This is a genomic window from Streptomyces subrutilus (assembly GCF_008704535.1).
In the GTDB taxonomy this organism is placed as follows: Bacteria; Actinomycetota; Actinomycetes; order Streptomycetales; family Streptomycetaceae; genus Streptomyces; species Streptomyces subrutilus.
In genome coordinates this window covers 4,000,073-4,026,513 of record NZ_CP023701.1, presented here as the reverse complement: position 1 = coordinate 4,026,513, position 26,441 = coordinate 4,000,073, and the positions used below count along the sequence as shown (strand labels likewise).

Genomic DNA, 26,441 nt, shown 5'->3' with positions numbered 1-26,441 from the left:
GGTCCGCCGGAGCCCCCGGAACCCTGCGACGCGCCCGCCCCAGGGCCCTCGTACGCGTCGTCCGCCGGACGGCGCGGCACGACGCAAGCGCGGAAGACCTCTCGCAATGCCGCTGTTTCTGCCACGATGCCGATTGGGCGGGGCACGGACCCACGCGCACCACGGGCCGTCCACCCCATCCTCCGGCCGGGGGGACCTCCAACCGGCACGCCTAAGACCAGTGGGAGAGTCACGGTGTACTTCGCCGCACTGCTCGCGCGCACCGAAGACGGGTGGGAAGCGAGCGACATGGAACTCGACGACGTCGAGTCCCTCAGTGATCTGATCGATCTCGCCCGTTCCGCCGCTGTCGACGACGACACGGTGGTCGCCCTCATCGAGGAGGAGGACGCCTGGTTCGGCGTCGTCCGCGTGGACGGCGAGGAGGACCCGCGGTACTTCGTATCGAACGCCGCCGCGGCCGCCCGCAGCTCCTACGGCTCGATGCTGACCAAAGAGCTGCTGGGCAGCGACGAGGAGGACGACGAACTCGACGAACTCGACCTGGACGGCACCGAGGACGGTGAGGAGGAGCCGCTCACCGCGTTCGCGGACGACGGGGACGACGAGGACGGGCCGGACGGCACCGGCCCGGAGCCGGTCACGGCCGGTCCGCTCGGCGACCCTCGGCTCCTGGACGACCTCGGGGTGACCCACAAGCAGCTGATGGCCCTGGACGGGGACGCCCTCTCGGAGATCGCCGACTCGCTCGGCGCCACCGAGGTCCTGGAGGCCGTCCGCTAGTGACCCACCCGCACCACGCACACCACGAGCACGGCCCCGATCCCGTACGGGACCCGTGGCGGGACTCCATGCGCCTGGCGCTCTCGGAGGCCGCCCGGGCGGTGCCGGCCGGCGACGTGCCGGTCGGCGCCGTCGTGCTCGGCCCGGACGGCGGACTCCTCGCCACCGGGTACAACGAGCGCGAGGCGACCGGCGACCCCACCGCGCACGCGGAGGTGGTGGCCCTGCGCCGGGCGGCGGCCGCGGTCGGGCAGTGGCGGCTTCCGGGCTGCACCCTGGTGGTGACCCTGGAGCCGTGCGTGATGTGCGCGGGCGCGCTCGTGCAGTCGCGCGTGGCGCGGGTGGTCTACGGCGCCGAGGACGAGAAGGCGGGCGCGGCCGGGTCCCTTTGGGACCTCGTACGGGACCGCAGGCTCAACCACCGGCCCGAAGTGGTCGGCGGAGTCCTCGCCGGGGAATGTGCGCAGCAGCTGACGGACTTCTTCCGGAACCGGTGACGGGGACGGATTTCATCGCACGGGTCACCTTGGGCTAAGCTCTCTCTCGGTAGCGTGTCCGAGCGGCCGAAGGAGCACGCCTCGAAAGCGTGTGATGGTGCAAGCTATCCGTGGGTTCAAATCCCACCGCTACCGCTCAGGAACCGAGAGCCCCGCCCCGCAAGGGTCGGGGCTCTCGGCGTTCTCCGCTCGGGGTGTGCTCCGGGGCCTGTCCGGAGGACAGCCGCGTGACCGGCCGCCCCCTCGGCCGTTGTCACGGCATGACCAAGACCCAGCGCATCCTCGCCGCCATCGCCCTCGCGGGGGCCGCCGCGGGCCTCGCCGCACCCGCCGCCTCGGCCGCCCCCGTCGCCCCGCTCACCCTGCCGGACCTGCCGGCCGCCGCTCCGGGCATGCCGGCCGGGGCCCAGCCCACGTCCGTCCAGGAGATCGGCTCGAAGCTCAGCAAGGGCGCCAACGAGCTCAACGCGCTGATGGAGCTCCCGAACCAGCTGGCGCCCGTCATCGCCCCGGTCCAGCCCGTCGTCGATCTGGCCGGGGGCCTGGAGTAGCACCCCGCCCACGCGAAGAAGGCCCCGGCCTGAGCCGGGACCTTCAACACGTGGGACGGGGGAAGTGGCATCGGGGGGACAAGCCACTCCCCCCGAAGAGGACGGAACCTGCCAGTCCGGGCCGCAGTCAGGGGGGAAGCTTGCGGCTCGGACCCCGCAGTGAGGTCCTGTCCCTCACCCACCGGTTTCCTGCCAGAACCGGTGGGCTCACCACCCATCCTGCGCCCGCCGCGGCCGCTCCCGCGGCGGCAAAGGGCCCGGACCGCCGGGTCATTGGTCCTTAAAGGCCTGGTGAGTGTCCAAACCCGAACGGTTAGACTCACCCGACTCAGCAGGACCGGTTGGGGAGGCCGACACCGCTCATGGACACCAGGAAACTCATCACGGGCGTCCTCGCCGTGTTCGTCCTCTTCGTGATCATCACCCAGCCCACGCGGGCCGCCGAGATGGTCGGAATAGGCTTCCAGGGCATATCGGATGCCGCCTCCGGGATCGGCCGGTTCATGACCGAACTGGTGCGCTGAACCCGTACGCCGAAGCGGTTCCCGGACGTCCCGGCCCCCCACTCCGACGGGTGGGGGGCTTCTTCACATACCCCCACTTGGCCAGATTGCCCCGATATGCCCAACTTGCCCACAACACGGCTATATACGGTGCTTGAACACAGTGCACATGTGTTGTGATGCTATGACCGCTTTTGACGGATGAGTGGACCGAAGACGACCGAAGGGGTGGCGTGACCGTGCCGGCCAGTACTGCGCCTCAGGTTCCACCCCAACAGGATCCCCCCCAGCTCGCCCCGCAGCCGTCCTCCCACCAGCCCGCGCCGTCACCTCCCCCTTCGGCCCCGCACCCGGCCCCGCCCACGGCCGGGCACCCGCCCTCCCCGGAATCCCAGGTGCCGCCGCAACAGGAGCCGGCCCGGGAAACCCAGGGCGCACCGCAGGAGCAGACGGCGGCGACGGCCCCGCCCGTCCCGCCGCGACCGCCGAGCCGGGGCGCCGACACCCGGGCCCTCACGCAGGTGCTCTTCGGGCAGCTGAAGGACCTGGAGCCGGGGAGCCGGGAGCACACCCGGGTGCGCGCGGCCCTCATCGAGGCCAACCTGCCGCTGGTCCGGTACGCCGCCGCCCGCTTCCGCAGCCGCAACGAGCCGATGGAGGACGTGGTCCAGGTCGGCACCATCGGCCTGATCAACGCCATCGACCGCTTCGACCCGGAACGCGGCGTGCAGTTCCCGACCTTCGCCATGCCCACCGTCGTGGGCGAGATCAAACGGTACTTCCGGGACAACGTCCGCACCGTCCACGTCCCGCGCCGCCTCCACGAGCTGTGGGTGCAGGTGAACGCGGCCACCGAGGACCTCACCACCCTGCACGGCCGCACCCCCACCACCCACGAGATCGCCGAGCGGCTGCGCATCACCGAGGACGAGGTGCTGTCCTGCATCGAGGCCGGCCGCAGCTACCACGCCACCTCGCTGGAGGCCGCCCAGGAGGGCGACGGCATGCCCGGACTGCTGGACCGCCTCGGCTACGAGGACCCCGAGCTGGCCGGGGTCGAACACCGCGACCTCGTGCGCCACCTCCTCGTCCAGCTGCCCGAACGCGAGCAGCGCATCCTGCTCCTGCGGTACTACAACAACCTGACGCAGTCGCAGATCAGCGTGGAGCTGGGCGTCTCCCAGATGCACGTGTCCCGGCTGCTCGCCCGGAGCTTCGCGCGGCTGAGATCCGCAAACAGGATCGAGGCGTAACCGGAACGAGTGGAGATCATTCACATGTTTCCCGACAGAACGGGATGATCCACTTCTGACCCCGTCTGTCACTGGAGACATATGTCGACTTGGCGCTACAGCGTGTTGCCGACATGTGACATTCTGCTTGAACCGCGTTTGCCGCAGCCCCGCCTCCGGTATTCAGGTGGAGGCTGCGTTCCTCCGACGGGCGCGCCGCACGCGACCGTCCGCGACCTCAAGGGGGTGGCATGTCCGTAGACCAGGGCAGCTCCAAGGTGCTCACGCTCGTCAAGAGCCCGGCACCGGCTGTGTCCGACCGCTCGGAAGCCATCGACACCCGCACCCTGTCCCGCAGCCTCTTCCAGCGGCTCGCCGCCCTGGACGCGGACAGCCCCGACCGGGTGTACGTGCGCGACACCCTGATCGAGCTGAACCTGCCCCTCGTGCGCTACGCGGCGGCCCGCTTCCGCAGCCGCAACGAGCCGATGGAGGACATCGTCCAGGTCGGCACCATCGGCCTGATCAAGGCGATCGACCGGTTCGACTGCGAACGCGGCGTCGAGTTCCCGACGTTCGCCATGCCCACCGTCGTGGGCGAGATCAAACGATTCTTTAGGGACACCTCCTGGTCCGTCCGCGTCCCGCGCCGGCTCCAGGAACTGCGCCTCGCGCTCACGAAGGCCAGCGACGAGCTCGCCCAGAAGCTCGACCGCTCGCCGACCGTGCCGGAGCTCGCCGCCGTGCTCGGGGTCTCGGAGGAGGACGTCGTCGACGGCCTGGCCGTGGGCAACGCCTACACGGCCTCCTCGCTCGACTCGCCCTCCCCCGAGGACGAGGGCGGCGAGGGCTCGCTCGCGGACCGGCTCGGCTACGAGGACACCGCGCTCGAAGGCGTCGAGTACCGCGAATCGCTGAAGCCACTGCTGGCCAAACTCCCGCCCAGGGAACGGCAGATCATCATGCTGCGGTTCTTCGCCAACATGACGCAGTCGCAGATCGGCGAGGAGGTCGGCATCTCCCAGATGCACGTCTCCCGGCTGCTCACCCGCACCCTCGCGCAACTGCGCGTCGGCCTGATCGGCGAATAACCCGGGCAGCGGGGCAGCCGGGCTCCCGGAGCCGTCGGTCCTCGGTTTCGGGGTCCTCGGGGTTCTCGGGGTCCTCGGGGTCCTCGGGGTCCTCGGGGTTCTCAATTGACGGTGCGTCAGTGACACTGGCGCGATGCGAACGGGACCCCGCGCCGCCGCGCTGCTCGCCCTGTGCACCGCGGCCGTCGCCGCCGCCGGACTCACCGGCTGCGGCGGTCCGCCGCGGGACGGCTACGTGGCCGTGGGCGCCGCCGCCCCGGGTCCCGAACGGGGCACGGGCCGGAACGTACCGCCCGGGGGGCCGGTGGAGTTCCAGCGGCTCGGCGGCCCGGACCCGGCCGCCGGACCCTCCGCGTCGGCGCGCCCGGCGGGGGCCGGGCCGCCGGACGGCTCCGCCCCGGGCCCCGCACCCGGCGGCGACTCCGCGCGCCCCGGCGCCGGCGCCCCGTCCAACACCTCCGCCCGGCCGGGTGCGGCCGGCGGTTCCGGCACCCCGGGCGGCCCGCCGAGCACCGGCACGGGCGGTTCGGGAACGGGCGGTTCGGGAACGGGGGGCGGTTCGGGCACCGGCGGCTCCGGCGGTCCGGGGCCGGGCACCACGCCGAACGCCCCGCCGCCACCGCCGGCCACCCCGGCCCGGCTGACGTTGTCGCCGCCGGCCAGGGCGGCCGCGGCCGACCGCTGGTGCGAGCGCGTCACCGTCACCTTCACCAACACCGGTACCACCGCGGCCCGCTCCGGCACGGTGCGCTTCGCGACGCACGTCATCGGCGCCCTCGGGGTCGACTGGGCCACCCTCACCACCAGCCGGCCGCTGCCCGCGCCCATCGCGGGCGGGACGTCGAAGACGCGGGCCTACACGGTGTGCCTGGAGCCCTGGCGGGTCCCGCTGGGCATGCACGTGGAGACCCGCGAGGCCACGGCCACCTGGAACTGAGCCGCGCCCCGCCGGGGGAGGCGTCACCGCCGGGCGGGGAGCCCGGACCGGGTCAGCGCAGGACGACCCAGAGGACGGCGCCCAGGGCGACGACCACCCCGACGGCCACCCCGATCCACAGTCCCTTCTTCGAGTCGGACTGCTGCGCCGCGCGGCGCTGTTGGCGGGCTCCGGGGCCCGCCTGACGGGCCGGTGCGGCCTCGTCGACGAACGCCCGGAACATCTGAGTGCTGCCCGCGGGGTCGTAGTTGCCCTCGGGGCCCTGTGAGTTGTGGTTCGCAGCCATGGAGCGGACCCTAGCCGGTTTTCCGATTCCTTTACCGCCCCGGCCTCCGATTCATTTGCCTGTAGCAACCATCCTCTTCTATGGTTGCCCTAAGCAACAAGATGGGAGGGGGCAGCAGGTGACCACGTCCGCCGCTGCGAACAGCACCACCCGGTACGCGGAACTGGCGCGCCAGCTCACCGGGATCGGCGCGGTCAAGCGCGATCTGGCCCGCATCCTGCCCCCGGACTGCCCGCCCGGCGCCGCCGCCGTCCTCACCGTGCTCGACCGGCACGGCGAGATGCGGCTGAGCCGGCTGACCGAGCTCATGGCCATCGACATCTCCGTGACCAGCCGGCACGTCGCCCACGTCGCCGACCGCGGCTGGATCGAGCGCGAGAGGGACCCCGGCGACGCGCGCTGCCGCATCCTGCGGCTCACCCCCGCCGGACGGACCCTCCTCGCCGAGCTCGGCGCGCGGTACACGGCCGCGCTGGAACGCGCACTGGCCGGCTGGTCCGCCCAGGACATCGACGTACTCAACACCCTGCTGGCCCGACTCCGTTCGAGCTTCTAGAACAGAAGGAAACACATGGCTACGACCACACCCCCCGGTGTGCGGGGAGGCGGCGGCCAGTCGGAGACGACGTCCGACGGCGCGTCCATGACCCACCCGCAGATCATGAAGGCCCTGTCCGGGCTGATGCTCGGCATGTTCGTGGCGATCCTGTCCTCCACGATCGTCTCCAACGCCCTGCCCCAGATCATCAGCGACCTCGGCGGCACCCAGTCCTCGTACACCTGGGTGGTCACCGCGGCCCTGCTGTCGATGACGGCCGCCACCCCGCTGTGGGGCAAGCTCTCCGACCTCTTCAGCAAGAAGCTGCTGGTCCAGATATCGCTCGTGATCTACGTCCTCGGCTCCGTGGTCGCGGGCCTGTCCCAGAACACCGGCACGCTCATCGCCTGCCGCGTGGTCCAGGGCATCGGCGTCGGCGGCCTGTCCGCCCTCGCGCAGATCGTGATGGCCGCGATGATCTCCCCGCGCGAGCGCGGCCGTTACAGCGGCTACCTCGGCGCCGTCTTCGCCGTCGCCACCGTCGGCGGCCCGCTGCTCGGCGGCGTCATCACCGACACCGACTGGCTCGGCTGGCGCTGGTGCTTCTACGTCGGCGTGCCCTTCGCGGTCATCGCTCTGATCGTGCTCCAGAAGACCCTGAAGCTCCCGGTGGTCCGGCGCGACGTCAAGGTCGACTGGCTGGGCGCCTTCCTCATCAGCGGCGCCGTCTCGCTGCTGCTCATCTGGGTGACCCAGGCAGGGGACTCCTACGCGTGGGTGTCCTGGCAGACCTGGGCCATGACCGGTGGCTCCGTCGCACTGGGCCTGCTCTTCGTCCTCGTCGAGTCCCGGGCGAGCGACCCGATCATCCCGCTGCGCCTGTTCCGCAACAAGACCATCTCCCTCGCCTCGGCCGCCTCGCTGTTCGTCGGCATCGCGATGTTCTCCGGGACCGTCTTCTTCAGCCAGTACTTCCAGCTGGCGCGCGGCGAGTCCCCCACGATGTCCGGGGTCCTGACGATCCCGATGATCGGCGGCCTCTTCGTCTCCTCCACCGTCTCCGGCCAGGTCATCACCAAGACCGGCCGGTGGAAGGCCTGGCTCGTCGCCGGCGGCGTGCTCCTGACGGCCGGACTCGGCCTGCTCGGCACCCTGCGGTACGACACCCCGTACTGGCACATCGCGCTCTACATGGCGCTGACCGGCCTGGGTCTCGGCATGATGATGCAGAACCTGGTCCTCGCCACCCAGAACCAGGTCGCCCCCGAGGACCTCGGCGCGGCCAGCTCGGTCGTCACCTTCTTCCGCTCGCTCGGCGGCGCCGTGGGCGTCTCCGCACTCGGCGCGGTCATGGCCGGCCGGGTGACCCACTACGTCCAGGACGGGCTGACCGCCCTGGGCCCGCAGGCCGCGGCCCTGGGCCACGGCGGCACCGCCGGGGGCGGCATCCCCGACCTCGCCAAGCTGCCCGCGCCGTTCCGCGAGGTCGTCGAGTCCGCGTACGGACACGGCGTCGGCGACGTCTTCCTGTACGCCGCCCCGTTCGCGCTCCTCGGACTGGTGCTGGTGGTGTTCATCAAGGAGGTCGCACTGAAGTCGAAGCCGGCCGCCGACGCCCCCGCGGCGAGCTCGCTGCCCGCCGCCGCGACCGGGGCCCCGGAGCCCGCGGAGGCCAAGGCCTGAGCAGGAAAGGCAGGTCGGCCGGCCCGTAGGCCCGGCGACGCGGCACCGGGCCACCGCCCGGACCCGGACTCCCGGGTTCAGGCGGTGGCCTTCGCCTCGATGCCGGCGATCAGGACGTCGAGGGCGAGGCAGAAGTCCTCCTCGGGTGCCCGCCGCACCGCGCCCCCGCAGCCGTGCAGGAACTGCGAGACGGCCAGGTGCGCACCGGTGCGCGCGGTGTCCGTCAGGCCCGTCGCGTCCAGCAGCCGTCGGAGGGCGGCGTCGAAGGCCCGGGCGTGCGGGCCGATGTTGGGATAGGCGGCGGTGAGCGGGGCCACCCACGGATGGTCCACGAGCACCCGCCGGTAGCCGCGGGCGAGCGCCCGCAGCCGGACCGGCCAGTCGGCGTCCGGACCGGTGCGCGCCGGTCCGGTGCCCGGGGGGCCGGGTCGCGGGGCGAGTTCGCCCAGGGCGCTGTCCAGGGCGAGTTCGAGCAGGTCGTGCCTGGTGTCCACGTACCGGTACAGGGACATCGCGGTGACCCCGAGTCCGGCGGCGAGCCGCCGCATCGAGAACCGGGCCAGCCCTTCCGCGTCGAGCAGCCGTACGGTGGCCGCGGTGATCCGCTCGCGGTCCAGGCCGGAGGGCGCCTCGCCGCGGCGTCGGGCGGGGGCGGCGGGCCCGGCGGCCAGCCACACGCTGCTGCGGATCGCACCGGAATCGGCCGCGGTCACCATGGAGGCACCCTCCTCACGCCAGGGGGACCGGTCCCAAATGCCCGGTCCGCCCTCTTGATGCTAGGGGGTGCCCGCAACGGCGCGTCCGGGCACGCAGAACCCCGCCGGACCCGGTGACGTGCTCCCGGGTCTGGCGGGGCTGAGGTGGGGACGGGGCGGGGATCGGAACGTGACCCGGGGTCAGGGCGTGGCGGAGACCGGCGCCGTCAGGTCGTAGAAGGTGGCCCCGCCGACCATGGTCGCCTTGAACGTGGCCTCGACCCAGGTCGCGATGGCCGTACCGGTGGCGCCGGAGGGCCCGCCGCGTCCGCCGGCGGCCGCACCGGCCCCCGCACCCGTCTCGGCGCCGGTCGCGGAGCCGCCCTGCGCGATGAACCAGTGGATCTTCCCCGCCTTCACGTACGCCCGGAACTTCTCCAGGGTCGGCGACGGGTCGCTGCCGTTGAAGCCGCCGATCGCCATCACCGGCTCGCCCGAAGCCAGTTGGTAGCCGGCCGCGTTCTGCGACCCGATGGCGGCCGCCGCCCACGTGTACGAACCCGCGCCGGTGCGCAGGGCCGCCGCGGCCTCCGCCGTGACCCTGGTACCGCCCAGCAGCCCGCCCGGACCGCCCTGACCGCCGGCGCCCCGTGCGAACCCGGCCCCCGCGGGCCCGCCCTGCGTACCCGCGCCGCCCGGACCGCCCTGCATGCCGCCCTGGGCGCCCGGGGCCGGCCGGCCCGGACCGCCCGGACCGCCCTGCGGGGCGCCGCCGGCCGGGGGGGCGCCGCCGAGACCGCCCCGCGCCCGCTCCCCTCCGGGGGCGAACCGCATCCCGCCCGGACCGCCCCGGCCGCCCGCCACCGCCGGTCCGGCGGTCACGATGGAACCGGTGTGCGCGCTCGCCACGGTCGTCATGCAGTACGCGAGCGGCCCGGCCAGCGCCGCCGCCACCCCCAGCAGCGCCACCGCCCGCCGGAGCGGCCGGCCCGCCCGTGCGGCGAACGGCAGCGCGGCCGCCGCGAGGAGCCCGGCCGCCAGCACCGTCCAGCGCAGCCACGGCAGGTAGCCGGTGGCCCGGCCGAGCAGGACGTACGACCAGACCGCCGTCAGGGCCACCACCCCGGACAGGGTGAGCGACGCGGTCCGGCTGCCGCGCTCCTCCCACAGGACGGCGGTGCCCATGCCGATCAGCGCGGCGACGAAGGGTGCCAGGGCGACCGTGTAGTACTCGTGGAAGATGCCCTGCATGGAGCTGAAGACCAGCGCGGTGATCAGGAGCGAGCCGCCCCAGGCGAGGAACGCCGCCCGGGCCATGCCCTCCAGCGAGTCGGCGGCCCGCCGGGCCCGCCAGGTCACCACGAGGCCCGCCACGAGCAGGACCAGGGCCGCGGGGAGCAGCCAGGAGATCTGGCCGCCGATGGCCCCGGAGAACAGCCGGTCGACGCCCGTCTCCCCCCAGCCTCCCCCGCCGCCCCCGGCCCGACCGCCGCCGCCCACGCTGCCGGTCTCGTCGCCGTTGATCCGGCCCAGCCCGTTGTAGCCGAGGGTCAGTTCCAGGAAGGAGTTGGTCTGCGAGCCGCCGATGTACGGGCGCGAGCCGGCCGGCCACAGCTCCACGACCGCCACCCACCAGCCCCCGGCCAGCACCATGGCGGCCCCGGCGGCCAGCAGCTGGCCCAGCCGCCTGCGCAGCCGGGTCGGCGCGCAGAGCGCGTACAGCAGGGCGAGCGGCGGCAGGATCACGAAGGCCTGGAGGGTCTTGGTGAGGAAGCCGAGGCCGACCGCGACGCCGGCCCACACCAGCCAGCGGGTGTGCGCCCCGTCGAGGGCCCGCAGGACGCAGTACACGGTGACGGTCATCAGCAGGGTCAGCAGCGCGTCGGGGTTGTTGAAGCGGAACATCAGCGCCGCGACGGGGGTGAGCGCGAACGCGGCGCCGCTCAGCAGTGCGGCCCCCGGGCCGAACTGGCGGCGGACGGCGGCGTACAGCACCCCGGTGGTCGCGACGCCCATCAGGGCCTGCGGGACGAGGACCTGCCAGGACCCGAGGCCGAACAGCCGGACCGACAGCATCATCGGCCACAGGGCGGCCGGGGGCTTGTCGACGGTGATCGAGTTGCCGGCGTCGGAGGAGCCGAAGAAGAAGGCCTTCCAGCTCTCGCTGCCCGCCTGGACGGCCGCGGAGTAGAAGGAGTTGGCGTACCCGGAGGCCCCGAGGTCCCACAGCAGCAGGACGGCGGTGGCGATCAGCAGCCCGGCGAGGGCGGGCCGCTCCCAGCGGGGCCGCCCCGGGGCCCCCGCGGCGGTGGTCGTGGCCCCGGCTCCGGCGGAACCGGGGGACCCGGTCGCACCGGAGGCGTCGGGCGGGAGGAGCGGGAATGCGGCCGTGGTCATCGGCTGTCCTTGGACGTAGGGAACGCGGGCACGCGCCGCTCGGGGAAGACCCAGGCGCGGAAGAGCAGGAACCGCAGCACGGTGGCGGCGAGGTTGGCGGTGATCAGGACGGCGAGCTCGGTGCTGTGCGCGGGCCGGGCCGTCGCCGCGCCGAGGGCGGCCAGGGAGCCGCTGGTCAGGGCCAGTCCGATGGCGAACACGACCAGCCCCTGGGCCTGATGGCGCACGGCCCGGTCCCGGCCGCGCACCCGGAAGGTGAACCGGCGGTTCGCGGCGGTGTTGGCGACGGCGGAGAGCAGCAGGGCGGCGCCGTTGGCGGTCTGCGGCCCGGTGCCGGACCGGAAGGCGGAGTAGAGCAGCAGGTAGACCAGCGTGGACAGGGCGCCGACGGCGCAGAAGCCGAGCAGCTGGCGGGCCAGCCCGCCGTCCACGCCCCCGGACCCGTCGGCCCCGTGCAGGGCGGTGCGGTCGCGCGGATCGTCCCCGAAGGGGCGGGCGAGCCGGTCCAGCGGGAGCGCGCCGACGGCCAGTGCGCGGCCCACCCGCCAGACGCCCTTGAGGTCCTCGGCCGCGGTGCGGACGATGTGGACGGTGGAGTCGGGGTCGTCGACCCAGTCCACCGGCACCTCGTGGATGCGCAGCCCGGCCCGCTCGGCGAGCACCAGCAGTTCGGTGTCGAAGAACCAGCCCGAGTCCTCCACCAGCGGCAGCAGCCGTTCGGCGACGTCCCGGCGGACAGCCTTGAACCCGCACTGCGCGTCGCTGAAGCGGGCGGCGAGGGAGGAGCGCAGGAGCAGGTTGTAGGCGCGGGAGACGAACTCGCGCTTCGCCCCGCGCACCACCCGGGAGGAACGGGCGAGGCGGGTGCCGATGGCGAGGTCGGAGTGGCCGGAGATCAGCGGCGCCACCAGCGGCAGCAGGGCGTTGAGGTCGGTGGAGAGGTCCACGTCCATGTACGCGAGGACCGGCGCGTCCGACCGCGACCAGACGGTGCGCAGCGCCCTCCCGCGGCCCTTCTCCTCCAGCCGGGTGCTGCGCACGCCCTCCAGCGCCGCGGTGAGGCCGGCCGCGATCTCGGGGGTCCGGTCGGTGCTCGCGTTGTCGGCGACCGTGATCCGGAACGGGTACGGGAAGGTGCGGGTGAGGTGCTCGTGCAGCCGGCGTACGCACGGGCCGAGGTCGTCCTCCTCGTTGAAGACCGGGATCACCACGTCGAGGACGGGCCGGCCGGGTACGGGCGCGAGGGGCGCCCGTACCGGAAGGGCCGCGGGAGAGGCGTCGGTTGGCATGGCCCGACCCTCGCGGGCCGGCCTGTCACCGCTGTGTGGTGAGCCTGTGGCCCGTCTGTGAGCGCGCGGCCGCGGCCGTACCGGTGGACCCGCAGGCAGCCGGGCCCGGGGCCGCGGCCGTTTCCGGGCCGGCCGGGGGCAGCAGGACCTCGAAGCAGGTGCTTCCCGGCTCGCTGCGCACCCCGACCCGCCCGCCGTGCGCCTCGACCACGGCCTGGACGATGGCGAGGCCGAGCCCGGTGGAGCCCGCGGCCCGGGACCGGGAGGCGTCGCCGCGGGCGAAGCGCTCGAAGACGTGGGGGAGCAGGGCGGGGGCGATCCCGGGCCCGTCGTCCTCGATCAGCAGCCGGACGCCGGATGTTTCACGTGAAACACGCGCGGTGACGGTCGTGCCGGGCGGGGTGTGGGTGCGGGCGTTGGCGAGCAGGTTCACGAGGACCTGCTGGATGCGGGCCGGGTCCGCGCGGACGGTCGCCGGCTCGTCGGGCAGCCGCAGCCGCCAGTGGTGCCCGGGGCCCGCGGCCCGGGCGTCGCTCACCGCGTCGATCACGAGCGGGGCCAGGTCGATGTCGGTGTCGCCGGTGCCGAGCGGGCGTCCCGCGTCGAGCCGGGCCAGCAGCAGCAGGTCCTCGACCAGCCCGGTCATCCGGGTGGCCTCGGATTCGATGCGGCCCAGCGCGTGGCGGGTGTCGGGGCCCGGCTCCTCGCGCCCCCGGCGGGTCAGTTCGGCGTAGCCGCGGATGGAGGCGAGCGGGGTGCGCAGCTCGTGGCTGGCGTCGGCGACGAACTGGCGGACCCGCGTCTCGCTCTGCTGGCGGGCGGTGAGGGCCGAGGAGACGTGGCCCAGCATCCGGTTGAGGGCCGCACCGACCTGGCCCACCTCGGTGCGGGGGTCCGCCTCGGCGTCCGGGACCCGTTCGTGGAGCGCGGGTTCACCGCTGTGCAGGGGCAGTTCGGAGACCCGGGTGGCGGTGGCGGCCACCCGGCGCAGCGGCCGCAGGGCGACCCCGACCAGGGCCTGTCCGGCGAGGGAGGCGGCGATCAGGCCGGCCAGGGTGACGCAGACCTCCACGGCGACCAGGGTGCCCACGATGGAGTCCACCCCGCGCAGCGGGAAGCCGAGCACGACGGTGCCGTCGGGGGAGGCGAGCACCCGGTAGGCGCCCAGGCCCGGCAGCTCCAGGTCCGTGGGCCCGCTCCGGCCCCGGACCGCCTCGCGGGCGACCCGGGTGAAAGCGGCGGTCTGCGGTTCGGTGAGGCTCTGCCCGTGGTCGTACGCGGCCCCCTCGACCGGGTCGTTGCGGGTGCCCACGACGCCCTTGCCGTCCGGGTCGACGCGGATGCCGGCCGCGCCCAGGGGGCTGCCCGGCGGCAGGGAGAAGGCGAGACCCTCCCGGGCGGCCTTCGCCGCTCCGGGACCGCGGCCGGCCATCCGGACGGAGCCCGACAGCTGCGCGTCGAGCTGGTCGACGAGGTACGAGCGCAGGGCGAGGGTGGTGACGGTGCCGATGGCCGCGCCGACGACGGCGATCAGCACGACCGCCGAGACGACGAGCCGGGTCCGCAGCGACCACGGCCGGCGCGCACGCCGCGGCCCGCGGCCCGGCGGCCCGGGCCGGGGCCGGCGCCGGGCCACTACTCGGCCGGCTTGATCAGGTAGCCGGCGCCGCGCCGGGTGTGGATCATCGGGGCCATGCCGGGACCGCTCTCCAGCTTCCTTCGCAGGTAGGAGATGTACAGCTCGACCACGTTGGCCTGGCCGCCGAAGTCGTAGGACCACACCCGGTCGAGGATCTGCGCCTTGCTCAGCACCCGGCGCGGATTGCGCATGAGGTAGCGCAGCAGCTCGAACTCGGTGGCGGTCAGGTGCACGTCCAGCCCGCCCCGGACCACCTCGTGGCTGTCCTCGTCCAGCCGGAGGTCGCCGACGGCGAGGACCGAGCCGCCGCGGGCGGCCTGCGCGGCCCCGGACCGCCGGACCAGCCCGCGCAGCCGCGCCACGACCTCCTCCAGGCTGAACGGCTTGGTGACGTAGTCGTCGCCCCCCGCGGTCAGCCCCGCGATCCGGTCCTCGACGGAGTCCTTGGCGGTCAGGAAGAGCACCGGGACCTGCGGGAGCTCCCGGCGCAGCCGCGCGAGGACGGCGAGGCCGTCCATGTCCGGCAGCATGATGTCGAGGACGACGACGTCCGGCCGGAAGGCGCGGGCCGCCCGCACCGCCGTCGCCCCGTCGGCGGCGCTGCGGACCTCGCAGCCCTCGTAGCGCAGGGCCATGGACAGCAGCTCGGAGAGCGAGGCCTCGTCGTCGACGACGAGCACCCGGCAGGGCCCGCCGTCGGGCCGCACCAGGGCCGCGGGGTTGCTCGTGGACATGGACGCGTGGGAGGTGGTCGTCGCAGTCATACCGACACGCTCCACCGCGCCTCTGAGAGCGTTCTTGCCCCGACCTGTGAATTCCCTGAGAAACGGGACGGGCCGGCGGCGCCCTCAGCCGGGGAGCCCGAACAGCCGTGCGCCGTTGTCGTGGCAGACCGCGCGCAGCCAGCCGTCGCCCAGCCCGAGCCGCTCCAGGGCGGCGAGCTGGTGCTCGTAGGGGTAGGGGATGTTCGGGAAGTCGGTCCCGAGCAGGATGCGCTCGCCGAGGTCCGCGAGCCGCCCCAGCTCCTTCGGCGGGAAGCCCCCGAACCGCTCCGCGAAGTCGGTGAAGGCCATCGTGGTGTCCAGGCGGACCTCCGGGTACCGCTCGGCGAGGTCGAGGAAGTCGGCGTACTCGGGCATCCCCATGTGGGCGACGACCAGCGGCAGCCGGGGATGGCGGGCCAGCAGCCGGGACACCGGCCCGGGCCCGGTGTGCTTGCCGGGCACGGGCCCCGACCCGCAGTGGACCACCACGGGGGTCCCCGTCTCGGCGAGCAGGCCCCAGACCGGGTCGAGCCGCTCGTCGTTCGGGTCGTAGCCGCCCACCTGGAGGTGCGCCTTGAAGACCCGGGCCCCGCCCTCCACGGCCCGGCGGACGTACGCGGGCGCGCCCTCCTCCGGGAAGAAGGTCGCGGTGTGCAGGCAGTCGGGGGTCCGGGCGGCGAACTCGGCGGACCACGCGTTGAGCCAGGCGGCCATCGCCGGCTTGTGCGGGTAGAGCATCGCGGTGAAGGCCCGTACGCCGAACTCCCGCAGGAGCGCGACCCGCCGCTCCTCCTCGTAGCGGTAGGTGATGGGCCACTCGACGCCGGTCAGCGGGCCGACCGCGTCGAAGTAGTCCCACACCTTGGCCAGCACCCGCTCGGGCATGAAGTGCGTGTGGACGTCGACCAGTCCGGGCACCCCGAGGCGCTCCCGGAAGGCGCGGACCGCCTCAGCCGTTGCGGACAAAGCCGTGGCTCCGCTCGACGGTCGCGACGTGCAGCGTGTAGCTGTCGTACCAGTCCGTCCGGCCGCGCTCCATCGCCGCCCGGTGCTCCATGTCCTCGCGCCAGACGGTCAGGGCCTCGTGGTCGCGGAAGTAGGCGACGGTGATGCCGAGCCCGCCGGGCGTGCGGGCGGACTCGTGGCCGAGGAAGCCCGGATTGGCCGAGACGATCTCGTTCATCCGGGCGAGGGCCTCGGGGTAGCCGCTCGCGTCGGAGCTGCGGACATTGCTGAATACGGCCATCAGATACGGGGGTTCGAAGGCCGGTGCCGGCTGGTTCGTCATGCCCACCACCCTCGGCCGCGCCCCGCCGCGTGTCCACAGGATGCGGCCCCGGACGGCCAAAGGGATCCAAGTTTTGACCATGGGCCGCCCGGGCGGCACGGCGCCGTGCGGGCCGACCGGCGCCGTGCGGGCCGACCGGCCGCGGACGGCCGTCCGCCCGGAACGGACCCGCCGGGTCAGAACAACCCGTCCTGCTCGGCCGCCGGTGCGCCGCCGGACGGGATCTCCACCGAGGGCGCCGCCGCCACCGTCCCGCCGGCCGGTACGGCCAGCTCCCAGCCCGCCAGCAGCCGGGTGTCCACCACGAGCCCGTCGGCGAAGTGCAGATCGGGTCCGGCCGCGCCCGCCAGCGTCCCGTCGACGGCCGCGCCGGACACCATCGCGGTGATCACCCGGGCGGCCGGGGGCAGCCCCGCCAGCCCGAACACCTCCGCGTGGTCGACCACTTCGCACCCCAGCCGCTCCAGCGACTCCGGCCAGCCCCCCAGGCCGGCCGCCCGGGCGTGCAGCTCGGCGACCTCCCCGGCCCGCTCCGCGGCGGGCGGCGGGTGCGTCCGTACGGCGCGCTTGCGGGCGTACGCGATCCGGTCGGGCACCCCCAGGGCCGCGCGCAGCAGCTCCTCGGTGCGGCGCGCGGCCATCAGCGGCCCGCGCCCCAGCCAGCTCCAGGCCACCGCCCCCTGCTCCAGCAGCCGTACGCCGCCGCGCTCCTCCGCGGTGATGCCGACCTTGACCAGCCCGGGCCCGAACCAGGCCAGGTACACCCGGTAGGTCCGCGGATCGTCGGCCCGGGTGTCGGCGGCCACCGAGAACGAGCGGTCCAGGCGCGCGCACTCGGGGCACTGCGCCCGGCCGGTCCGGCCGGGGACGGTCGCGGAGGTGGGGCACGGGGTCCTCTTCCCGGCCCGCCACACGCCCTGGCAGCGCCGCTCGCCGCACGCCGAGAAGGCCAGCCGCCGCCCGTACGCGAGCGGGCTCGTACGCTCGCCGCGCCCCTGCGCGTACCACCCGATGGCGGGACCGCCCCCGCTCCACCTGATCCCGGTGCACCACCAGGTCACAGCGGCAGGGACCGCTCGAAGAAGGTCTCCAGGACGACGGTGGCGTGCGTCCCGCTGACGCCCTCGATGGCGTAGAGCCGGCGCAGCACGTCCTGCAACCGACCGGTCGAGGCGGCGCGGACCTTGACCAGCACCGAGGCGCTGCCCGCGATGATGTGCGCCTCCTGGATCTCGGGGATCGCGGCGAACGCGCCGCCGGACTCGCCCATCCAGGCGTTGGAGTCCACCATCACGTAGGCCAGCACCCCGCTGCCGACCGCGCCCGGGTCGACGTCGATGGTGGTCCGCAGGATGACCCCGCGCTCGCGCAGCTTGCGCACCCGCTCGTGCGTCGCCCCGGCCGACAGCCCGACGGCGGCGCCCAGGGTGGCGTACGACTGGCCCGCGTCCTGCTGCAGGCGCAGGACGAGCGCCCGGTCGATGTCGTCCACGCGATCTTCCTCCCATGGGCCCGTCGGCCCTCGCGAAGACGGTACCCGTTCCTGTCATCCCACCCTGAGACCGAACACCATTCACCCGGCAGGCCGCGAAGGGAACGACATCCGGCGCGGTCCACCTCACCCGAACCGGCGGCCCGTCACCGCACCCGGCGGCGCCCGGGGCCGGCCGCCCTACCGGGCGACGAACTGGGTGAGGATCGCCTGCACCTCGTAGATGTCGACGCCCTTGGTGAAGGTCTTCTCGATCGGCGCCGCGGTCCCCGATATCCAGATCTTGAGCTCGGCGTCGAGATCGAAGTGGCCGGCCGTCTCCACGGAGAAGTGCGTGATGCTCCGGTAGGGGACGGAGTGGTACTCCACCTTCTTCCCCGTGAGCCCCTGCTTGTCGATGAGCACGAGCCGCCGGTCGGTGAAGAGGATCGTGTCCCGGATCAGCAGGTAGGCGGCGTGCACCTGCTCCCCCTGACCCAGCAGCCGCGCGTAGTCCCGCTGCGCCGACACGGAGTCGACGGTGTGCGCGTTCCCGAACAGTCCCACGGGGTCCCCCTCGTACCGATTCCGAACGATCCCCGAAACCGTACCGACGCCCGGCCGGCCGCCGCCTCCCCCGCAGGACCGACCCCACCCCCACTTTTCCCGGGGTCCCCCGTCCCCACCGAGGAGGACCCGGCCCCGGCCGACGGCCCCCGGACCGGGAAAACGCGAGAGGCCCTCAGGATTTCTCCTGAGGGCCTCTCGCCTGCTGTGCACTCGGCAGGATTCGAACCTGCAACCTTCTGATCCGTAGCTCTAGCCGGATCGGTCAGTGACGGTCATACCAGCCACTTCAGAGCCCCGGAGGAACGCCGCTGGACGGGGACGGTTGCTGCGGTTGCGGTACCGCGCTGCTGTACCGCAGGACCCCGGCGGGGGTGGCTATGGAGCCTTCCCCGCGACCCCCCGCCCTTTGCGCCACAGATCACGTGTCAAGAAAATCCCATTCGTCCCCCAGGACCCAGCGCAGAGCAGATAGCTTGCCGTGCATGAGACCCCATTCCCAGTCGTCGACGGGAGGGAGGTTCTCTGAGCCATATTTCTCTTCGATGCGCCGCCGGGCAGCCAAGATGGTGCGCTCCAGGGACTCAGATGTCCCTGGCTGGAGTTGCCCATCCTCCGTGTCGCGCATGACGCTTCGGCCGTACCAGATTTTTTCGAAGTACTCCTCCTGGGCCGCGAGAATATCCGCCAGCGATCGGGTGGGAGTTTCGGCCTGGATGAACTCCACCTCTTCGGCCTCTTCGAGGTAATCGCTACCGAGTTTTTCACCCAGAGTCGCCACTAGGCCGTCGACGTCGTATACGTAGTGAGAGTTGGCCGCTTCGAAAACTTCCGCTAGGTCCGGATGGGGCTGCCGTCGATCTCCTTTAGGGACGGAGAAATCGGTGTAGTTGGCCGTCGCGAAAACATACTCACCACACGCCCCCTCATCGGCCCGCAGGGCAGAGGTGTACTGCTCGATCAGTAGCGCGTCCGCGACGCTGTTCTTGTCCTGGTGGAGCGGAGCCTTTTTCTCAAGGCCTCTCCGGACGACCGACGTGTGATTTTCTGGACTCGGCTCCAGAAGGGTCCCTCGACGTATCAGGTCGGAGATCTCGGAGAAATTCTGCAACGATCGCGCACTTGCATGCGGGATTTGGTGCGCCATTTCCGCGATCCAACGCTGAGCCTCGTCGTCGCCGTAATCCTGCAAGTCCTGGCGAAGGAGCCTGAACCTCTCCTTCACGCTTTGGGCTGTTGCAGCCTCGGCTCGGGGCCTGTTCCGGTCGAACTCGTCCAATATGAGCGCGGGCACCAAGATCTCTAGCTTGTTTTGGTGCAGCAGGACACGCAAAGGGACGATGATTTGTTGACCATCACGCCGCTTCGCAATGTTCAGCCATACAGAGGTGTCAATCAGCAATCGAAGCACAGCAAGATGCTAGAGGAAGCCTCAGGGCATGCGGGGCGGTTTGACTTTGAGCCGTCGAGGGGAGTGGTCCGCCGGCCTTGCCCACGACTCACCCCCAACTCCCATCCCGTCTGCCGTCGGCCCATGACACGTTGAGCGGGCGCGGTGCCGGGCGTCCAGGTGGAGCGCCCAACTGGACGAACGACCTGGACGCCCGGTGCCGTGTCTGCTCGGCTTGTCCTGGGTCGATGGCAGATGGGATGGGAGTTCCCCGCCTCAACCCTCCACGGGCCGGCACCCGCCAATGGCGCCCCCGCATCCCGGAGCCGGAGGCCCCCGCCGGAGGCATGTCGGTGAGTGATGGCACCGCGGGCCCGTAGGGGACTGCCTCATGCCTTTGGGCCTATCCCGCCTTGCAGGGGCGGGCGTCGGCGCAGCGGGGGCGGAGCGGGCCGAAGGCAGGAGCGTCGCCCCGAGCGGAGCCGGGAAGCCCGCCCGGCGGAGCGAAGCGCAGCCGGGTGCTTGATGAGGTAGAGAAACCTGTAACAGCTCGTGCTGCTCCGGCGGTCTTGCCGATCTGTCCACCGCCTGTTGGCATGTATGTGGGGACGGCAATCGGGGGGCGACTGATGAGCGAACTGACGGTCCATCCGTGGAAAAGGCATGGCAGGGACCGGCTCTACGTGAATCTGCCGGACGGCACAGCCGTGGCGTGGGCAGATCGATCGACCAAGGCCGTGACGATCAAGATTCCGAAGTACCAGGACGGAGCGCTTGCACTCCTGCGGCTGCACCTGGGTGACGTGCTCGTCGTCCGCCCCGCGGCCCCTCCGCGTGAGGCCAGCCCGGCGGCGCCTCCCCGGCAGTCAGGGCACCCCGCTCCCACATCCCCGCCCCACCGATCCGAGCGGCCGGCGTCAGTCCCACCCCTCAGCCCCAGCGAGGACCTGGCCAGGAATCGGCCCGGCTCCCGACTCGTCGGGACGATCGCCGAGCGAGGACCGTCGACGGTGCAGCGGCTGAAGGCGAAGTTACTGCGGCAGGCTACGGAGTGGGACAGCTGGTACGCCGGCCTGGAAGGCGAACGCCGGGTAGGTCGGGAGCTGGAGCGCCTCGTCCCGCTGGGTTGGCGGGTGCTCCACGGCATCGAGAAGAGCAACGGCGGCGACATCGACCACCTGATGATCGGTCCCGGCGGGGTGTTCACCATCAACACCAAGCACCACCGGGACGCCTCGGTCTGGGTAGGCGACTCGATGGCCAAGATCAACGGCGGGCCGCCGCGCCCCTACGCCGCGGCGAGCCAGTCCGAGGCTGAGTTCGTTCGGAAGGTTTTGGGGCGGTACTGCGCCTTCGAGGTCCCCGTCGAACCGGTCCTGGTCTTCGTCGGCATAGCCTCCCTGGACCGAACAGCGGCGCAGTACGCCGTACGCGTCTACCAGGAGAGGGAGGTGGCCGCTCTGGGGCCGCTCGCCGGGGCGCTCACACCTGAGCAAGTGGAGCACGTCCACGGCGTCGCTCGTCACCGACGCGTCTGGCTCCGCGCCTGACCGGCATCGTCTCGCAGGAGGCGGCTCGTGAAGCCCCGCCGGCAGAGTCGCTCGTACGCCTCGGTTACTTCGTCCGGGACGGGCTGGCTGATCATGAATCCCTGCTCGGGATAGACCAACAACCTCTGCAACGCTCCGACCAGCATGTCGATGACCAGCCGAGCGTCGCCGATCGAGTCGACGTAGTCCTCCAGCTTCATCGGGCTGGACGCGCTGACGATCTCCACTCCGGGCCAGAGCTTTCGGGCCGTGGCGTACGCACGGCGCTCCTCGTACGGCTTGCTGATCAGCAAGACAGAGGTGACATCGACGCCGGCCTCGTGCAGCAGCTCGCGAGAGAACGTGATGTTCTCGCCCGTGTTCCGGGCTCGCGGTTCGACCAACACGGCAGAACTGGGAACGCCGAGCTCCAACGCCCTCTCGCGGTAGTGAACGGCCTCACCGCGGGGCATCCGCTCGCGTGTCGTCGGGCTGGTGGCTCCGGTGAACACGAGCAGGGGGGCCATGCCGCGCTCGTAGAACTCGGCCGCCGTCTCGGCTACGCCCAGGTCGTGGCTGCCGAGACCGATCGCGACCGAGCACGGCCGCGGGACGTGGCCCATCTGGTGGTAGCTCCAGATGAGTCGGGTGTCTGCCCAGTCCTGGGTCGAGATCACTCCTGGCCTTCCCTGTCGTTCGCCGAGTCCGGCACCTGGAAGTCGTATTCCCAGGCGAACCGTGATGCAGCGTGAACGCCGAGGGCGAATTCGACCACGGTGCCGTCCGCCGTGTAGGTCGTCCGGTGCAGCTCTACCACCGGTTCCCCCTGGGGGAGCTGCAAGAGCTTCACCTCGTCGGCCGTGGGAGTGCGGGCGAAGATCTGCTCCTTCATGTGGTCGATCTCGTAACCCGCGTCGTACAGCACCCGGAATCCTCCACCACGGCCGGCCGGACCGGGGGAGGGATCCACGATGCGGGTGCCTTCGACGTGTTCCGGCCGGTAGTAGCTGGTCAGCGTATGAGTGGGCTGGTCGCCCTCCTTCACCAACCGTGCGCGGGCGTACACCTGGGCGCCGGCTGGTAGCCCATGCGCGGCAGCGGCTTCGGGGGGTGCTTCAACGAGGCTGACTGACTGCGTCTGCTCGTTGCGGCGGTACGGCCGCCCTGAGGCCACACGGTCCGCGATGAACGCGACCTCGTCCCCGTCTCGCCACTTCGCCTTGTCGTACCGGGCGACGCCGAGCCGCTTGAGTGGAACTTGCTGCCGCACCACGGTTCCGTGTCCCCGCGATGAGGTCACCAGGCCTTCCGCTTCCAGCGCCCTGTACGCGGAGTGGACCGTGGTCTTCGAGCCTTCGCCGGCATCAACCAAGTCTCTGATTTGCGGCAACCTTTGACCCGGGGCGAACTCGCCCCGCCTGATTTGATCGGCCAGCTTGTCGGCCAGCTCTCTCCACTTCGGCGCCATCTCTTCCTCTCTCGTCGCCATCAAGTCAAACACAGTCCCAGGACTGTTGACAGTCCTGGGACTGCGCTGCACTATCTACTCAAGCGCTCGCAGTCCTAGGACAGCGACCAACGAGCAGTCCTCTTTGGGCTGTTACGACAACGCTGGAGGTAGAGATGCCGTCGTTCAAGGTAGACACGTCGACCGCCGTGGTGTTCGTGGCCACGGCTCCGACCCCGAAGCTCGTGAGCAAGCAGACCGGTGAGCGGGCGATGGACCGGGAGACCGGCGCCGGCCTCTCCACGGTGGGCCTGCTGATCTCGGACGAGGGAGAGGGCAACCTCTACCAGGTGACCGTCCCGGAGACCGGCCTCCCCGAAGGCCTGATGCCGGGCATGCCGGTGTCGGTGATCGGCCTCAAGGCCCGCGACTGGGAGAACACGTTCAACGGCCAGACCCGGCACGGCATCTCGTTCCGCGCCGTCGCCCTCACGGCCGGGGCCTGATCATGGCCGACCTGACGACCTTATGGGAGGTCGGCCTCCCCCTCGCCGGGGCGGGCGGTGGTCTCGGATACGCGAGGCTTCGCGCCCCGCGCGTGTTCTGGACCGTGGCCGGTCTGCCCGTGGCGCGTGTGCGGTTCGCGGTGACGTACCGGGCCACGATGGACGTGTGCGGGTTGACGGTTCAGCCGTCCCGCCTGCGGGCGTTCCTCGTCCGCAACGTCGCCCGTCGCAGCGACGTGCAGCCCGTTCCGCCCAGCGTCCGCCGCGTACGGGGTTCCTCGACCGGTATGCGGGTCACCCTGCGTCTTCCGGCCGGGTTGGAGCCCGCCGACGTGATGGCGGCCTCCGAACGGCTGCGGCACGCCTGGGGCGTCCACTCCGTTCACGTGGTCGAGACGAAGCCCGGGTTCGTGGAGCTGCGGATGACCGGCTACGACGTACTGCGCCAGGTGAAGATGCCGCGACGGCATCCGATCGGGCAGATGGTGGTCCCGGTCGCGCTCCGGGAGGACGGCACCGCGTTCGTACGGGACTACCTCAAGGTCCCGCACGCGCTGACCCTCGGCGCCAACCAGTCGGGCAAGACGATGTACCTGCGGAACCTGATCGCCGGGCTCGCCCGGCTGCCGGTCGCCTTGGTCGGCATCGACTGCAAACGAGGAGTCGAACAACGCCGTTACGCGCCCCGCCTGTCGGCTCTCGCCGTCACGCCGGAGGAGGCATCCGGCCTCCTCAACGAGCTCGTGGACGAGATGGAAAGCCGCTTCGACTTACTGAGCCAATACGGGGCCGCCGATCTGTGGGCGCTGCCCGACAAGGTTCGGCCGGTACCGATCGTCCTGCTCGTGGACGAGGTGGCTGAGCTGTTCCTCGTGGCCGTGAAGAAGGACGAAGAACGCCGGGACCGCATGGTCACGCAGTTGATCCGCCTCGGGCAGATGGCTCGCGCCGCCGGCATCTACCTGGAAATCTGCGGCCAGCGCTTCGGCTCCGAACTCGGCAAGGGCGCCACCACGCTCCGCGCTCAGCTCACCGGCCGGGTGGTGCACCGCGTCAACGACAAGCAGACCGCCGACATGGGCTTGGGCGACATCGCCCCGGACGCGGTCGTCGCCGTTACGACGATCCCGCCCGACAAGCCCGGTGTCGCGGTGGCCGGTGACTCCTCGGGCGGCTGGTCCCGGATCCGCACCCCTGACTTGAGCGCCGAGGAGGCGGCCGAGACCTGCGCGCAGTTCGCGCACCTGACCCCGGCCCTTCCCGCTCTCGCCCCGTACCGGCCGGTGATCCGCACCGTGGTCCCGGCCGCCGGATCCGCTCCGCTCGTGAAGCCGATCCCGGCCACGGACTAGCACCCCCTCCCCTCGGTCGGCGCGACCGCCTCGCGTCAGGTCCCTACCCGACCCATGCCCGAAGCCGAAGGGAACCGCCATGACCCCCGAGCAGAAGACCCCGACCCGACGGAGCCGCTCGCCCAAGCCCACCCCGGCCGCCGAGAAGTGCGACACCTGCGCCGGATCGGGAGAGACCACCACGACCGTCCGGGTCGGCCGTAAGCGCCGCGAAATCGGCGCCACGCAGACCGGACTGTGCCCGACCTGCCTCGGCGCCGGCACCGCCTGACCCTTCCCCGAATCCGCCGGTGCCGGAGCACAGGAATCGGCACCGGTCTCCCCGAAAGGAGGTGACCCGGTGTCCCGCACTTTCCGCCTCGACCCCGTGCTCATCCAGGCCGTCATCGCCGGAGCACTGTCCTTCGCCCATCTCCACGATCTGGCAGCTGCGGCCGGACAGGACGGTTGGAAGGCCTGGGCATACCCGGTCAGCGTCGACCTGCTGTTGGTCGCCGCATGGCGCCGGATGCGTACGGACACGGAGAATCGCGATGCCTGGCTGTGGTTCGCCATCGCCCTCGTCGCATCGCTCGGCGCCAACGTGGCCACCGCCGGACTACTCGACCTGAACGACGTCCCGCCCTGGCTGCGCATCCTCGTCGCCGGCTGGCCTGCACTCGCCTTCCTCGGCGGCACGCTCCTCGCACACGCTCCCGCCCCGGTCCGGGAGCCGGAGCCCACGGACCAGCCCCACGTCGAGCCCTCGCCGGACGTGACCGTGGAGCGCGCGCCGGAACCGGCTCATGAGCTGCCGCCGCCCGATCCCGCTCCGCAGTCCGCACCGCCGGAGCCCGCTCCGCTCCCGCCCGCCGTGCCTGTCCCGCCCGCCCTGCTCGACCACGCCCAGAAGATCGCGGACACCCACCAGGCACAGACCGGGACCCCGATCGACACAGCGACTCTGCGCAATCGCCTCGGCGTCCCGCCCGCGCTGGCGGATGCCATCGCCGTCCAACTCACCTGACACGACAGGAGACAGACCCGTGCGCCCGAACCGCTTCTACCAGGTCATACGCATCGGCCCCGTGAGGGTCGGCAGCCACAGCGACGGCCGGGGCCGCACCCTGCACACCGCCGTCTGCACGGCCCCCGGCTGCGACTTCTCTGCCGACTACCGCAGTCGCGCCGGCGCCGAACTCGCCGCCCGCACCCACCGCTGCAACCCGCGCTGATCACAAGGAGACCCGCGTCATGGACGTACCGCTCTGGCTCGCCCTGATCGTCGTCGGCGTCCTCGGCTACAAGCTCATCCGCCCGCCGCTGTGGCTCGTGGCCGTGATCCTCATCGGTGGCTACCTCCTCGCCAACAGTTTCCTCGCCCCGCTCATCGACCCGATCACCAAGTAGGGAGATCCCACCATGTTTCGATCGCGCATCCCGGTCAACCCGCTCCCGACCGGCATAGTCACCCCGCTCGCACAGCCCTCCGGCGTCGAGTCCACCCGTGAGTCCGCGCCGATGGGCCGCGACCGCCACAACTCGGCTGCGGCGCCCATCGCCCCAGCCCGCACCACGGTCCAGCTCACCCCCGGCAGCGCGGTCGCCCTCGCCGCCGGCGGAGGCGCCGTCGTCCTCGTCGTCGGAGCTGTCCTCGTCTCGATGCTCTTGGCGGTCGCCATCACCGGCGTCTCCGTCGCCGTAATCGCGGTGGTCCTGCGTCTGCTCGTGAAGGACATGCACAAGCACTGAACGGCCCCCGGGGCGGCCTCGGTCGCCAAACTTCCGCCGCCCCGGGCGCCTGGACCCCCTCCAGTTCCAACGGACCCGAAAGGGAAGCCTCATCATGCCCCAGCACTCCCAGCCCAAGCCCGTCTGCCGCGACTGCGACGGCTTCGCCACCGCCACGATCACCACCGGCACCCGGACCCCTGACGGCGCGCGGACCACCATCCGGGTCCACTGCCGCGCCTGCCAGGGACTCGGCCACACCGTTCTCGCCGTGCCCGTCCGGATCGGTAGGTGAG

At 72.1% G+C, this 26,441-nt stretch carries 32 protein-coding genes and 1 tRNA gene; 19 read left to right on the top strand and 14 right to left on the bottom strand.

Annotated elements, in window-relative coordinates; all coding sequences use genetic code 11:
• Positions 1–234 precede the first annotated feature (234 nt).
• The 8 genes from CP968_RS17645 (at position 235) to CP968_RS17615 (ending at position 5,594) form a co-directional block, all read left to right on the top strand.
• On the top strand, positions 235–783 hold the full coding sequence (locus CP968_RS17645; protein WP_150518942.1) for a tRNA adenosine deaminase-associated protein: 549 nt from the start codon (positions 235–237) through the stop codon (positions 781–783).
• A 68-nt stretch (positions 784–851) separates the two neighbouring features.
• On the top strand, positions 852–1,280 hold the full coding sequence (gene tadA / locus CP968_RS17640) for a tRNA adenosine(34) deaminase TadA (protein WP_150521966.1): 429 nt from the start codon (positions 852–854) through the stop codon (positions 1,278–1,280).
• A gap of 48 nt (positions 1,281–1,328) precedes the next feature.
• Positions 1,329–1,415: transfer RNA gene (locus CP968_RS17635), tRNA-Ser, on the top strand.
• 92 nt (positions 1,416–1,507) lie between these two features.
• Complete coding sequence (locus CP968_RS17630; protein WP_167536816.1) at positions 1,508–1,831, top strand: hypothetical protein; 324 nt, start codon at positions 1,508–1,510, stop codon at positions 1,829–1,831.
• 362 nt (positions 1,832–2,193) lie between these two features.
• Complete coding sequence (locus CP968_RS34120; protein ID WP_167536815.1) at positions 2,194–2,355, top strand: hypothetical protein; 162 nt, start codon at positions 2,194–2,196, stop codon at positions 2,353–2,355.
• 212 nt (positions 2,356–2,567) lie between these two features.
• Positions 2,568–3,587 (top strand): RNA polymerase sigma factor SigF, encoded by a 1,020-nt coding sequence (locus CP968_RS17625; protein WP_150518940.1) that lies wholly within the window; start codon positions 2,568–2,570, stop codon positions 3,585–3,587.
• Between the two features lie 230 nt (positions 3,588–3,817).
• Positions 3,818–4,657, top strand: a complete 840-nt coding sequence (locus tag CP968_RS17620) for an RNA polymerase sigma factor SigF (RefSeq protein WP_150518939.1) — start codon at positions 3,818–3,820, stop codon at positions 4,655–4,657.
• Positions 4,658–4,790: 133 nt separating this feature from the next.
• Positions 4,791–5,594, top strand: a complete 804-nt coding sequence (locus CP968_RS17615) for a hypothetical protein (protein ID WP_229886851.1) — start codon at positions 4,791–4,793, stop codon at positions 5,592–5,594.
• Between the two features lie 52 nt (positions 5,595–5,646).
• On the opposite strand, the gene CP968_RS17610 is transcribed toward CP968_RS17615, so the two are convergent.
• Complete coding sequence (locus CP968_RS17610) at positions 5,647–5,880, bottom strand: hypothetical protein (protein ID WP_150518938.1); 234 nt, start codon at positions 5,878–5,880, stop codon at positions 5,647–5,649.
• Between the two features lie 118 nt (positions 5,881–5,998).
• Here CP968_RS17610 and CP968_RS17605 point away from each other — a divergent pair, with 118 nt between their 5' ends.
• Both CP968_RS17605 and CP968_RS17600 read left to right on the top strand, forming a co-directional pair.
• Positions 5,999–6,436 carry a MarR family winged helix-turn-helix transcriptional regulator gene (locus CP968_RS17605; protein ID WP_229886850.1) on the top strand — a complete coding sequence of 146 codons (438 nt, stop codon included), beginning with the start codon at positions 5,999–6,001 and terminating at the stop codon, positions 6,434–6,436.
• 87 nt (positions 6,437–6,523) lie between these two features.
• Positions 6,524–8,101 carry an MDR family MFS transporter gene (locus CP968_RS17600; RefSeq protein WP_459542117.1) on the top strand — a complete coding sequence of 526 codons (1,578 nt, stop codon included), beginning with the start codon at positions 6,524–6,526 and terminating at the stop codon, positions 8,099–8,101.
• Between the two features lie 77 nt (positions 8,102–8,178).
• On the opposite strand, the gene CP968_RS17595 is transcribed toward CP968_RS17600, so the two are convergent.
• The 11 genes from CP968_RS17595 to CP968_RS17540 all read right to left on the bottom strand — a co-directional run bounded on the left by CP968_RS17595 (position 8,179) and on the right by CP968_RS17540 (position 19,622).
• Positions 8,179–8,817: a TetR/AcrR family transcriptional regulator gene (locus tag CP968_RS17595; protein ID WP_150518935.1), complete on the bottom strand. Its 639-nt coding sequence runs from the start codon at positions 8,815–8,817 to the stop codon at positions 8,179–8,181.
• Positions 8,818–8,997: 180 nt separating this feature from the next.
• Entirely contained in the window at positions 8,998–11,193 is a 2,196-nt protein-coding gene (locus CP968_RS17590) for an ArnT family glycosyltransferase (protein ID WP_150518934.1), read from the bottom strand.
• Positions 11,190–12,482, bottom strand: a complete 1,293-nt coding sequence (locus CP968_RS17585; RefSeq protein WP_150518933.1) for a bifunctional glycosyltransferase family 2/GtrA family protein — start codon at positions 12,480–12,482, stop codon at positions 11,190–11,192. The genes CP968_RS17590 and CP968_RS17585 overlap by 4 nt, the downstream gene beginning before the upstream one ends.
• 25 nt (positions 12,483–12,507) lie before the next feature.
• Complete coding sequence (locus CP968_RS17580; RefSeq protein WP_229886410.1) at positions 12,508–14,019, bottom strand: sensor histidine kinase; 1,512 nt, start codon at positions 14,017–14,019, stop codon at positions 12,508–12,510.
• Between the two features lie 98 nt (positions 14,020–14,117).
• Positions 14,118–14,885: a response regulator transcription factor gene (locus tag CP968_RS17575; RefSeq protein WP_150518931.1), complete on the bottom strand. Its 768-nt coding sequence runs from the start codon at positions 14,883–14,885 to the stop codon at positions 14,118–14,120.
• An 84-nt stretch (positions 14,886–14,969) separates the two neighbouring features.
• Positions 14,970–15,851 (bottom strand): amidohydrolase family protein, encoded by an 882-nt coding sequence (locus CP968_RS17570; protein WP_150518930.1) that lies wholly within the window; start codon positions 15,849–15,851, stop codon positions 14,970–14,972.
• The gene (locus tag CP968_RS17565) at positions 15,835–16,173 is read right to left on the bottom strand and encodes an antibiotic biosynthesis monooxygenase family protein (protein WP_150518929.1); all 339 of its coding nucleotides are present in this window, start codon (positions 16,171–16,173) and stop codon (positions 15,835–15,837) included. The genes CP968_RS17570 and CP968_RS17565 overlap by 17 nt, the downstream gene beginning before the upstream one ends.
• A 176-nt stretch (positions 16,174–16,349) precedes the next feature.
• Complete coding sequence (locus CP968_RS17560; protein ID WP_150518928.1) at positions 16,350–17,234, bottom strand: DUF2797 domain-containing protein; 885 nt, start codon at positions 17,232–17,234, stop codon at positions 16,350–16,352.
• Positions 17,231–17,665, bottom strand: a complete 435-nt coding sequence (locus tag CP968_RS17555) for an Lrp/AsnC family transcriptional regulator (RefSeq protein ID WP_150518927.1) — start codon at positions 17,663–17,665, stop codon at positions 17,231–17,233. The genes CP968_RS17560 and CP968_RS17555 overlap by 4 nt, the downstream gene beginning before the upstream one ends.
• A gap of 180 nt (positions 17,666–17,845) precedes the next feature.
• Positions 17,846–18,211, bottom strand: coding sequence for a PH domain-containing protein (locus CP968_RS17550; protein ID WP_150518926.1), 366 nt, complete (start codon positions 18,209–18,211; stop codon positions 17,846–17,848).
• Between the two features lie 421 nt (positions 18,212–18,632).
• Entirely contained in the window at positions 18,633–19,622 is a 990-nt protein-coding gene (locus CP968_RS17540) for a PIN domain-containing protein (protein ID WP_150518924.1), read from the bottom strand.
• Between the two features lie 608 nt (positions 19,623–20,230).
• On the opposite strand from CP968_RS17540, the gene CP968_RS17535 reads away from it, so the two are divergent.
• Complete coding sequence (locus CP968_RS17535) at positions 20,231–21,151, top strand: nuclease-related domain-containing protein (protein WP_150518923.1); 921 nt, start codon at positions 20,231–20,233, stop codon at positions 21,149–21,151.
• On the opposite strand, the gene CP968_RS17530 is transcribed toward CP968_RS17535, so the two are convergent.
• Both CP968_RS17530 and CP968_RS17525 read right to left on the bottom strand, forming a co-directional pair.
• Positions 21,124–21,807: a YdcF family protein gene (locus tag CP968_RS17530; protein WP_150518922.1), complete on the bottom strand. Its 684-nt coding sequence runs from the start codon at positions 21,805–21,807 to the stop codon at positions 21,124–21,126. The genes CP968_RS17535 and CP968_RS17530 overlap by 28 nt on opposite strands.
• Positions 21,804–22,598 carry a GntR family transcriptional regulator gene (locus tag CP968_RS17525; protein WP_150521964.1) on the bottom strand — a complete coding sequence of 265 codons (795 nt, stop codon included), beginning with the start codon at positions 22,596–22,598 and terminating at the stop codon, positions 21,804–21,806. Before CP968_RS17525 ends, CP968_RS17530 begins: the two co-directional genes overlap by 4 nt.
• 155 nt (positions 22,599–22,753) lie before the next feature.
• Between CP968_RS17525 and CP968_RS17520 the strand changes: the two genes are divergently transcribed.
• From CP968_RS17520 to CP968_RS17490, 8 genes are all read left to right on the top strand, one after another.
• Positions 22,754–23,083, top strand: coding sequence for an SCO3933 family regulatory protein (locus tag CP968_RS17520; RefSeq protein WP_150518921.1), 330 nt, complete (start codon positions 22,754–22,756; stop codon positions 23,081–23,083).
• A gap of 2 nt (positions 23,084–23,085) precedes the next feature.
• Positions 23,086–24,435 carry an FtsK/SpoIIIE domain-containing protein gene (locus tag CP968_RS17515; protein ID WP_150518920.1) on the top strand — a complete coding sequence of 450 codons (1,350 nt, stop codon included), beginning with the start codon at positions 23,086–23,088 and terminating at the stop codon, positions 24,433–24,435.
• Between the two features lie 79 nt (positions 24,436–24,514).
• Positions 24,515–24,706 carry a hypothetical protein gene (locus CP968_RS17510; protein WP_150518919.1) on the top strand — a complete coding sequence of 64 codons (192 nt, stop codon included), beginning with the start codon at positions 24,515–24,517 and terminating at the stop codon, positions 24,704–24,706.
• A 69-nt stretch (positions 24,707–24,775) separates the two neighbouring features.
• Positions 24,776–25,441 (top strand): DUF2637 domain-containing protein, encoded by a 666-nt coding sequence (locus CP968_RS17505; protein WP_150518918.1) that lies wholly within the window; start codon positions 24,776–24,778, stop codon positions 25,439–25,441.
• Positions 25,442–25,460: 19 nt separating this feature from the next.
• Positions 25,461–25,649, top strand: coding sequence for a mobile element transfer protein (locus tag CP968_RS17500; RefSeq protein WP_229886409.1), 189 nt, complete (start codon positions 25,461–25,463; stop codon positions 25,647–25,649).
• Positions 25,650–25,668: 19 nt separating this feature from the next.
• On the top strand, positions 25,669–25,824 hold the full coding sequence (locus tag CP968_RS34115; protein ID WP_167536814.1) for a hypothetical protein: 156 nt from the start codon (positions 25,669–25,671) through the stop codon (positions 25,822–25,824).
• Positions 25,825–25,836: 12 nt separating this feature from the next.
• Positions 25,837–26,166: a SpdD-like protein gene (locus tag CP968_RS17495; RefSeq protein ID WP_150518916.1), complete on the top strand. Its 330-nt coding sequence runs from the start codon at positions 25,837–25,839 to the stop codon at positions 26,164–26,166.
• 94 nt (positions 26,167–26,260) lie between these two features.
• Complete coding sequence (locus CP968_RS17490; protein WP_150518915.1) at positions 26,261–26,440, top strand: hypothetical protein; 180 nt, start codon at positions 26,261–26,263, stop codon at positions 26,438–26,440.
• Position 26,441: the final 1 nt, after the last annotated feature.

Coding starts and splice junctions, on each gene's coding strand:
- tadA (WP_150521966.1), top strand. CDS start 852: ATGCGCCTGGCGCTCTCGGAGGCCGCCCGGGCGGTGCCGGCCGGCGAC.
- CP968_RS34120 (WP_167536815.1), top strand. CDS start 2,194: ATGGACACCAGGAAACTCATCACGGGCGTCCTCGCCGTGTTCGTCCTC.
- CP968_RS17620 (WP_150518939.1), top strand. CDS start 3,818: ATGTCCGTAGACCAGGGCAGCTCCAAGGTGCTCACGCTCGTCAAGAGC.
- CP968_RS17615 (WP_229886851.1), top strand. CDS start 4,791: ATGCGAACGGGACCCCGCGCCGCCGCGCTGCTCGCCCTGTGCACCGCG.
- CP968_RS17610 (WP_150518938.1), bottom strand. CDS start 5,880: ATGGCTGCGAACCACAACTCACAGGGCCCCGAGGGCAACTACGACCCC.
- CP968_RS17600 (WP_459542117.1), top strand. CDS start 6,524: ATGACCCACCCGCAGATCATGAAGGCCCTGTCCGGGCTGATGCTCGGC.
- CP968_RS17595 (WP_150518935.1), bottom strand. CDS start 8,817: ATGGTGACCGCGGCCGATTCCGGTGCGATCCGCAGCAGCGTGTGGCTG.
- CP968_RS17590 (WP_150518934.1), bottom strand. CDS start 11,193: ATGACCACGGCCGCATTCCCGCTCCTCCCGCCCGACGCCTCCGGTGCG.
- CP968_RS17585 (WP_150518933.1), bottom strand. CDS start 12,482: ATGCCAACCGACGCCTCTCCCGCGGCCCTTCCGGTACGGGCGCCCCTC.
- CP968_RS17575 (WP_150518931.1), bottom strand. CDS start 14,885: ATGACTGCGACGACCACCTCCCACGCGTCCATGTCCACGAGCAACCCC.
- CP968_RS17565 (WP_150518929.1), bottom strand. CDS start 16,173: ATGACGAACCAGCCGGCACCGGCCTTCGAACCCCCGTATCTGATGGCC.
- CP968_RS17535 (WP_150518923.1), top strand. CDS start 20,231: ATGAGCGAACTGACGGTCCATCCGTGGAAAAGGCATGGCAGGGACCGG.
- CP968_RS17525 (WP_150521964.1), bottom strand. CDS start 22,598: ATGGCGCCGAAGTGGAGAGAGCTGGCCGACAAGCTGGCCGATCAAATC.
- CP968_RS17520 (WP_150518921.1), top strand. CDS start 22,754: ATGCCGTCGTTCAAGGTAGACACGTCGACCGCCGTGGTGTTCGTGGCC.
- CP968_RS17515 (WP_150518920.1), top strand. CDS start 23,086: ATGGCCGACCTGACGACCTTATGGGAGGTCGGCCTCCCCCTCGCCGGG.
- CP968_RS17510 (WP_150518919.1), top strand. CDS start 24,515: ATGACCCCCGAGCAGAAGACCCCGACCCGACGGAGCCGCTCGCCCAAG.
- CP968_RS34115 (WP_167536814.1), top strand. CDS start 25,669: ATGGACGTACCGCTCTGGCTCGCCCTGATCGTCGTCGGCGTCCTCGGC.
- CP968_RS17495 (WP_150518916.1), top strand. CDS start 25,837: ATGTTTCGATCGCGCATCCCGGTCAACCCGCTCCCGACCGGCATAGTC.
- CP968_RS17490 (WP_150518915.1), top strand. CDS start 26,261: ATGCCCCAGCACTCCCAGCCCAAGCCCGTCTGCCGCGACTGCGACGGC.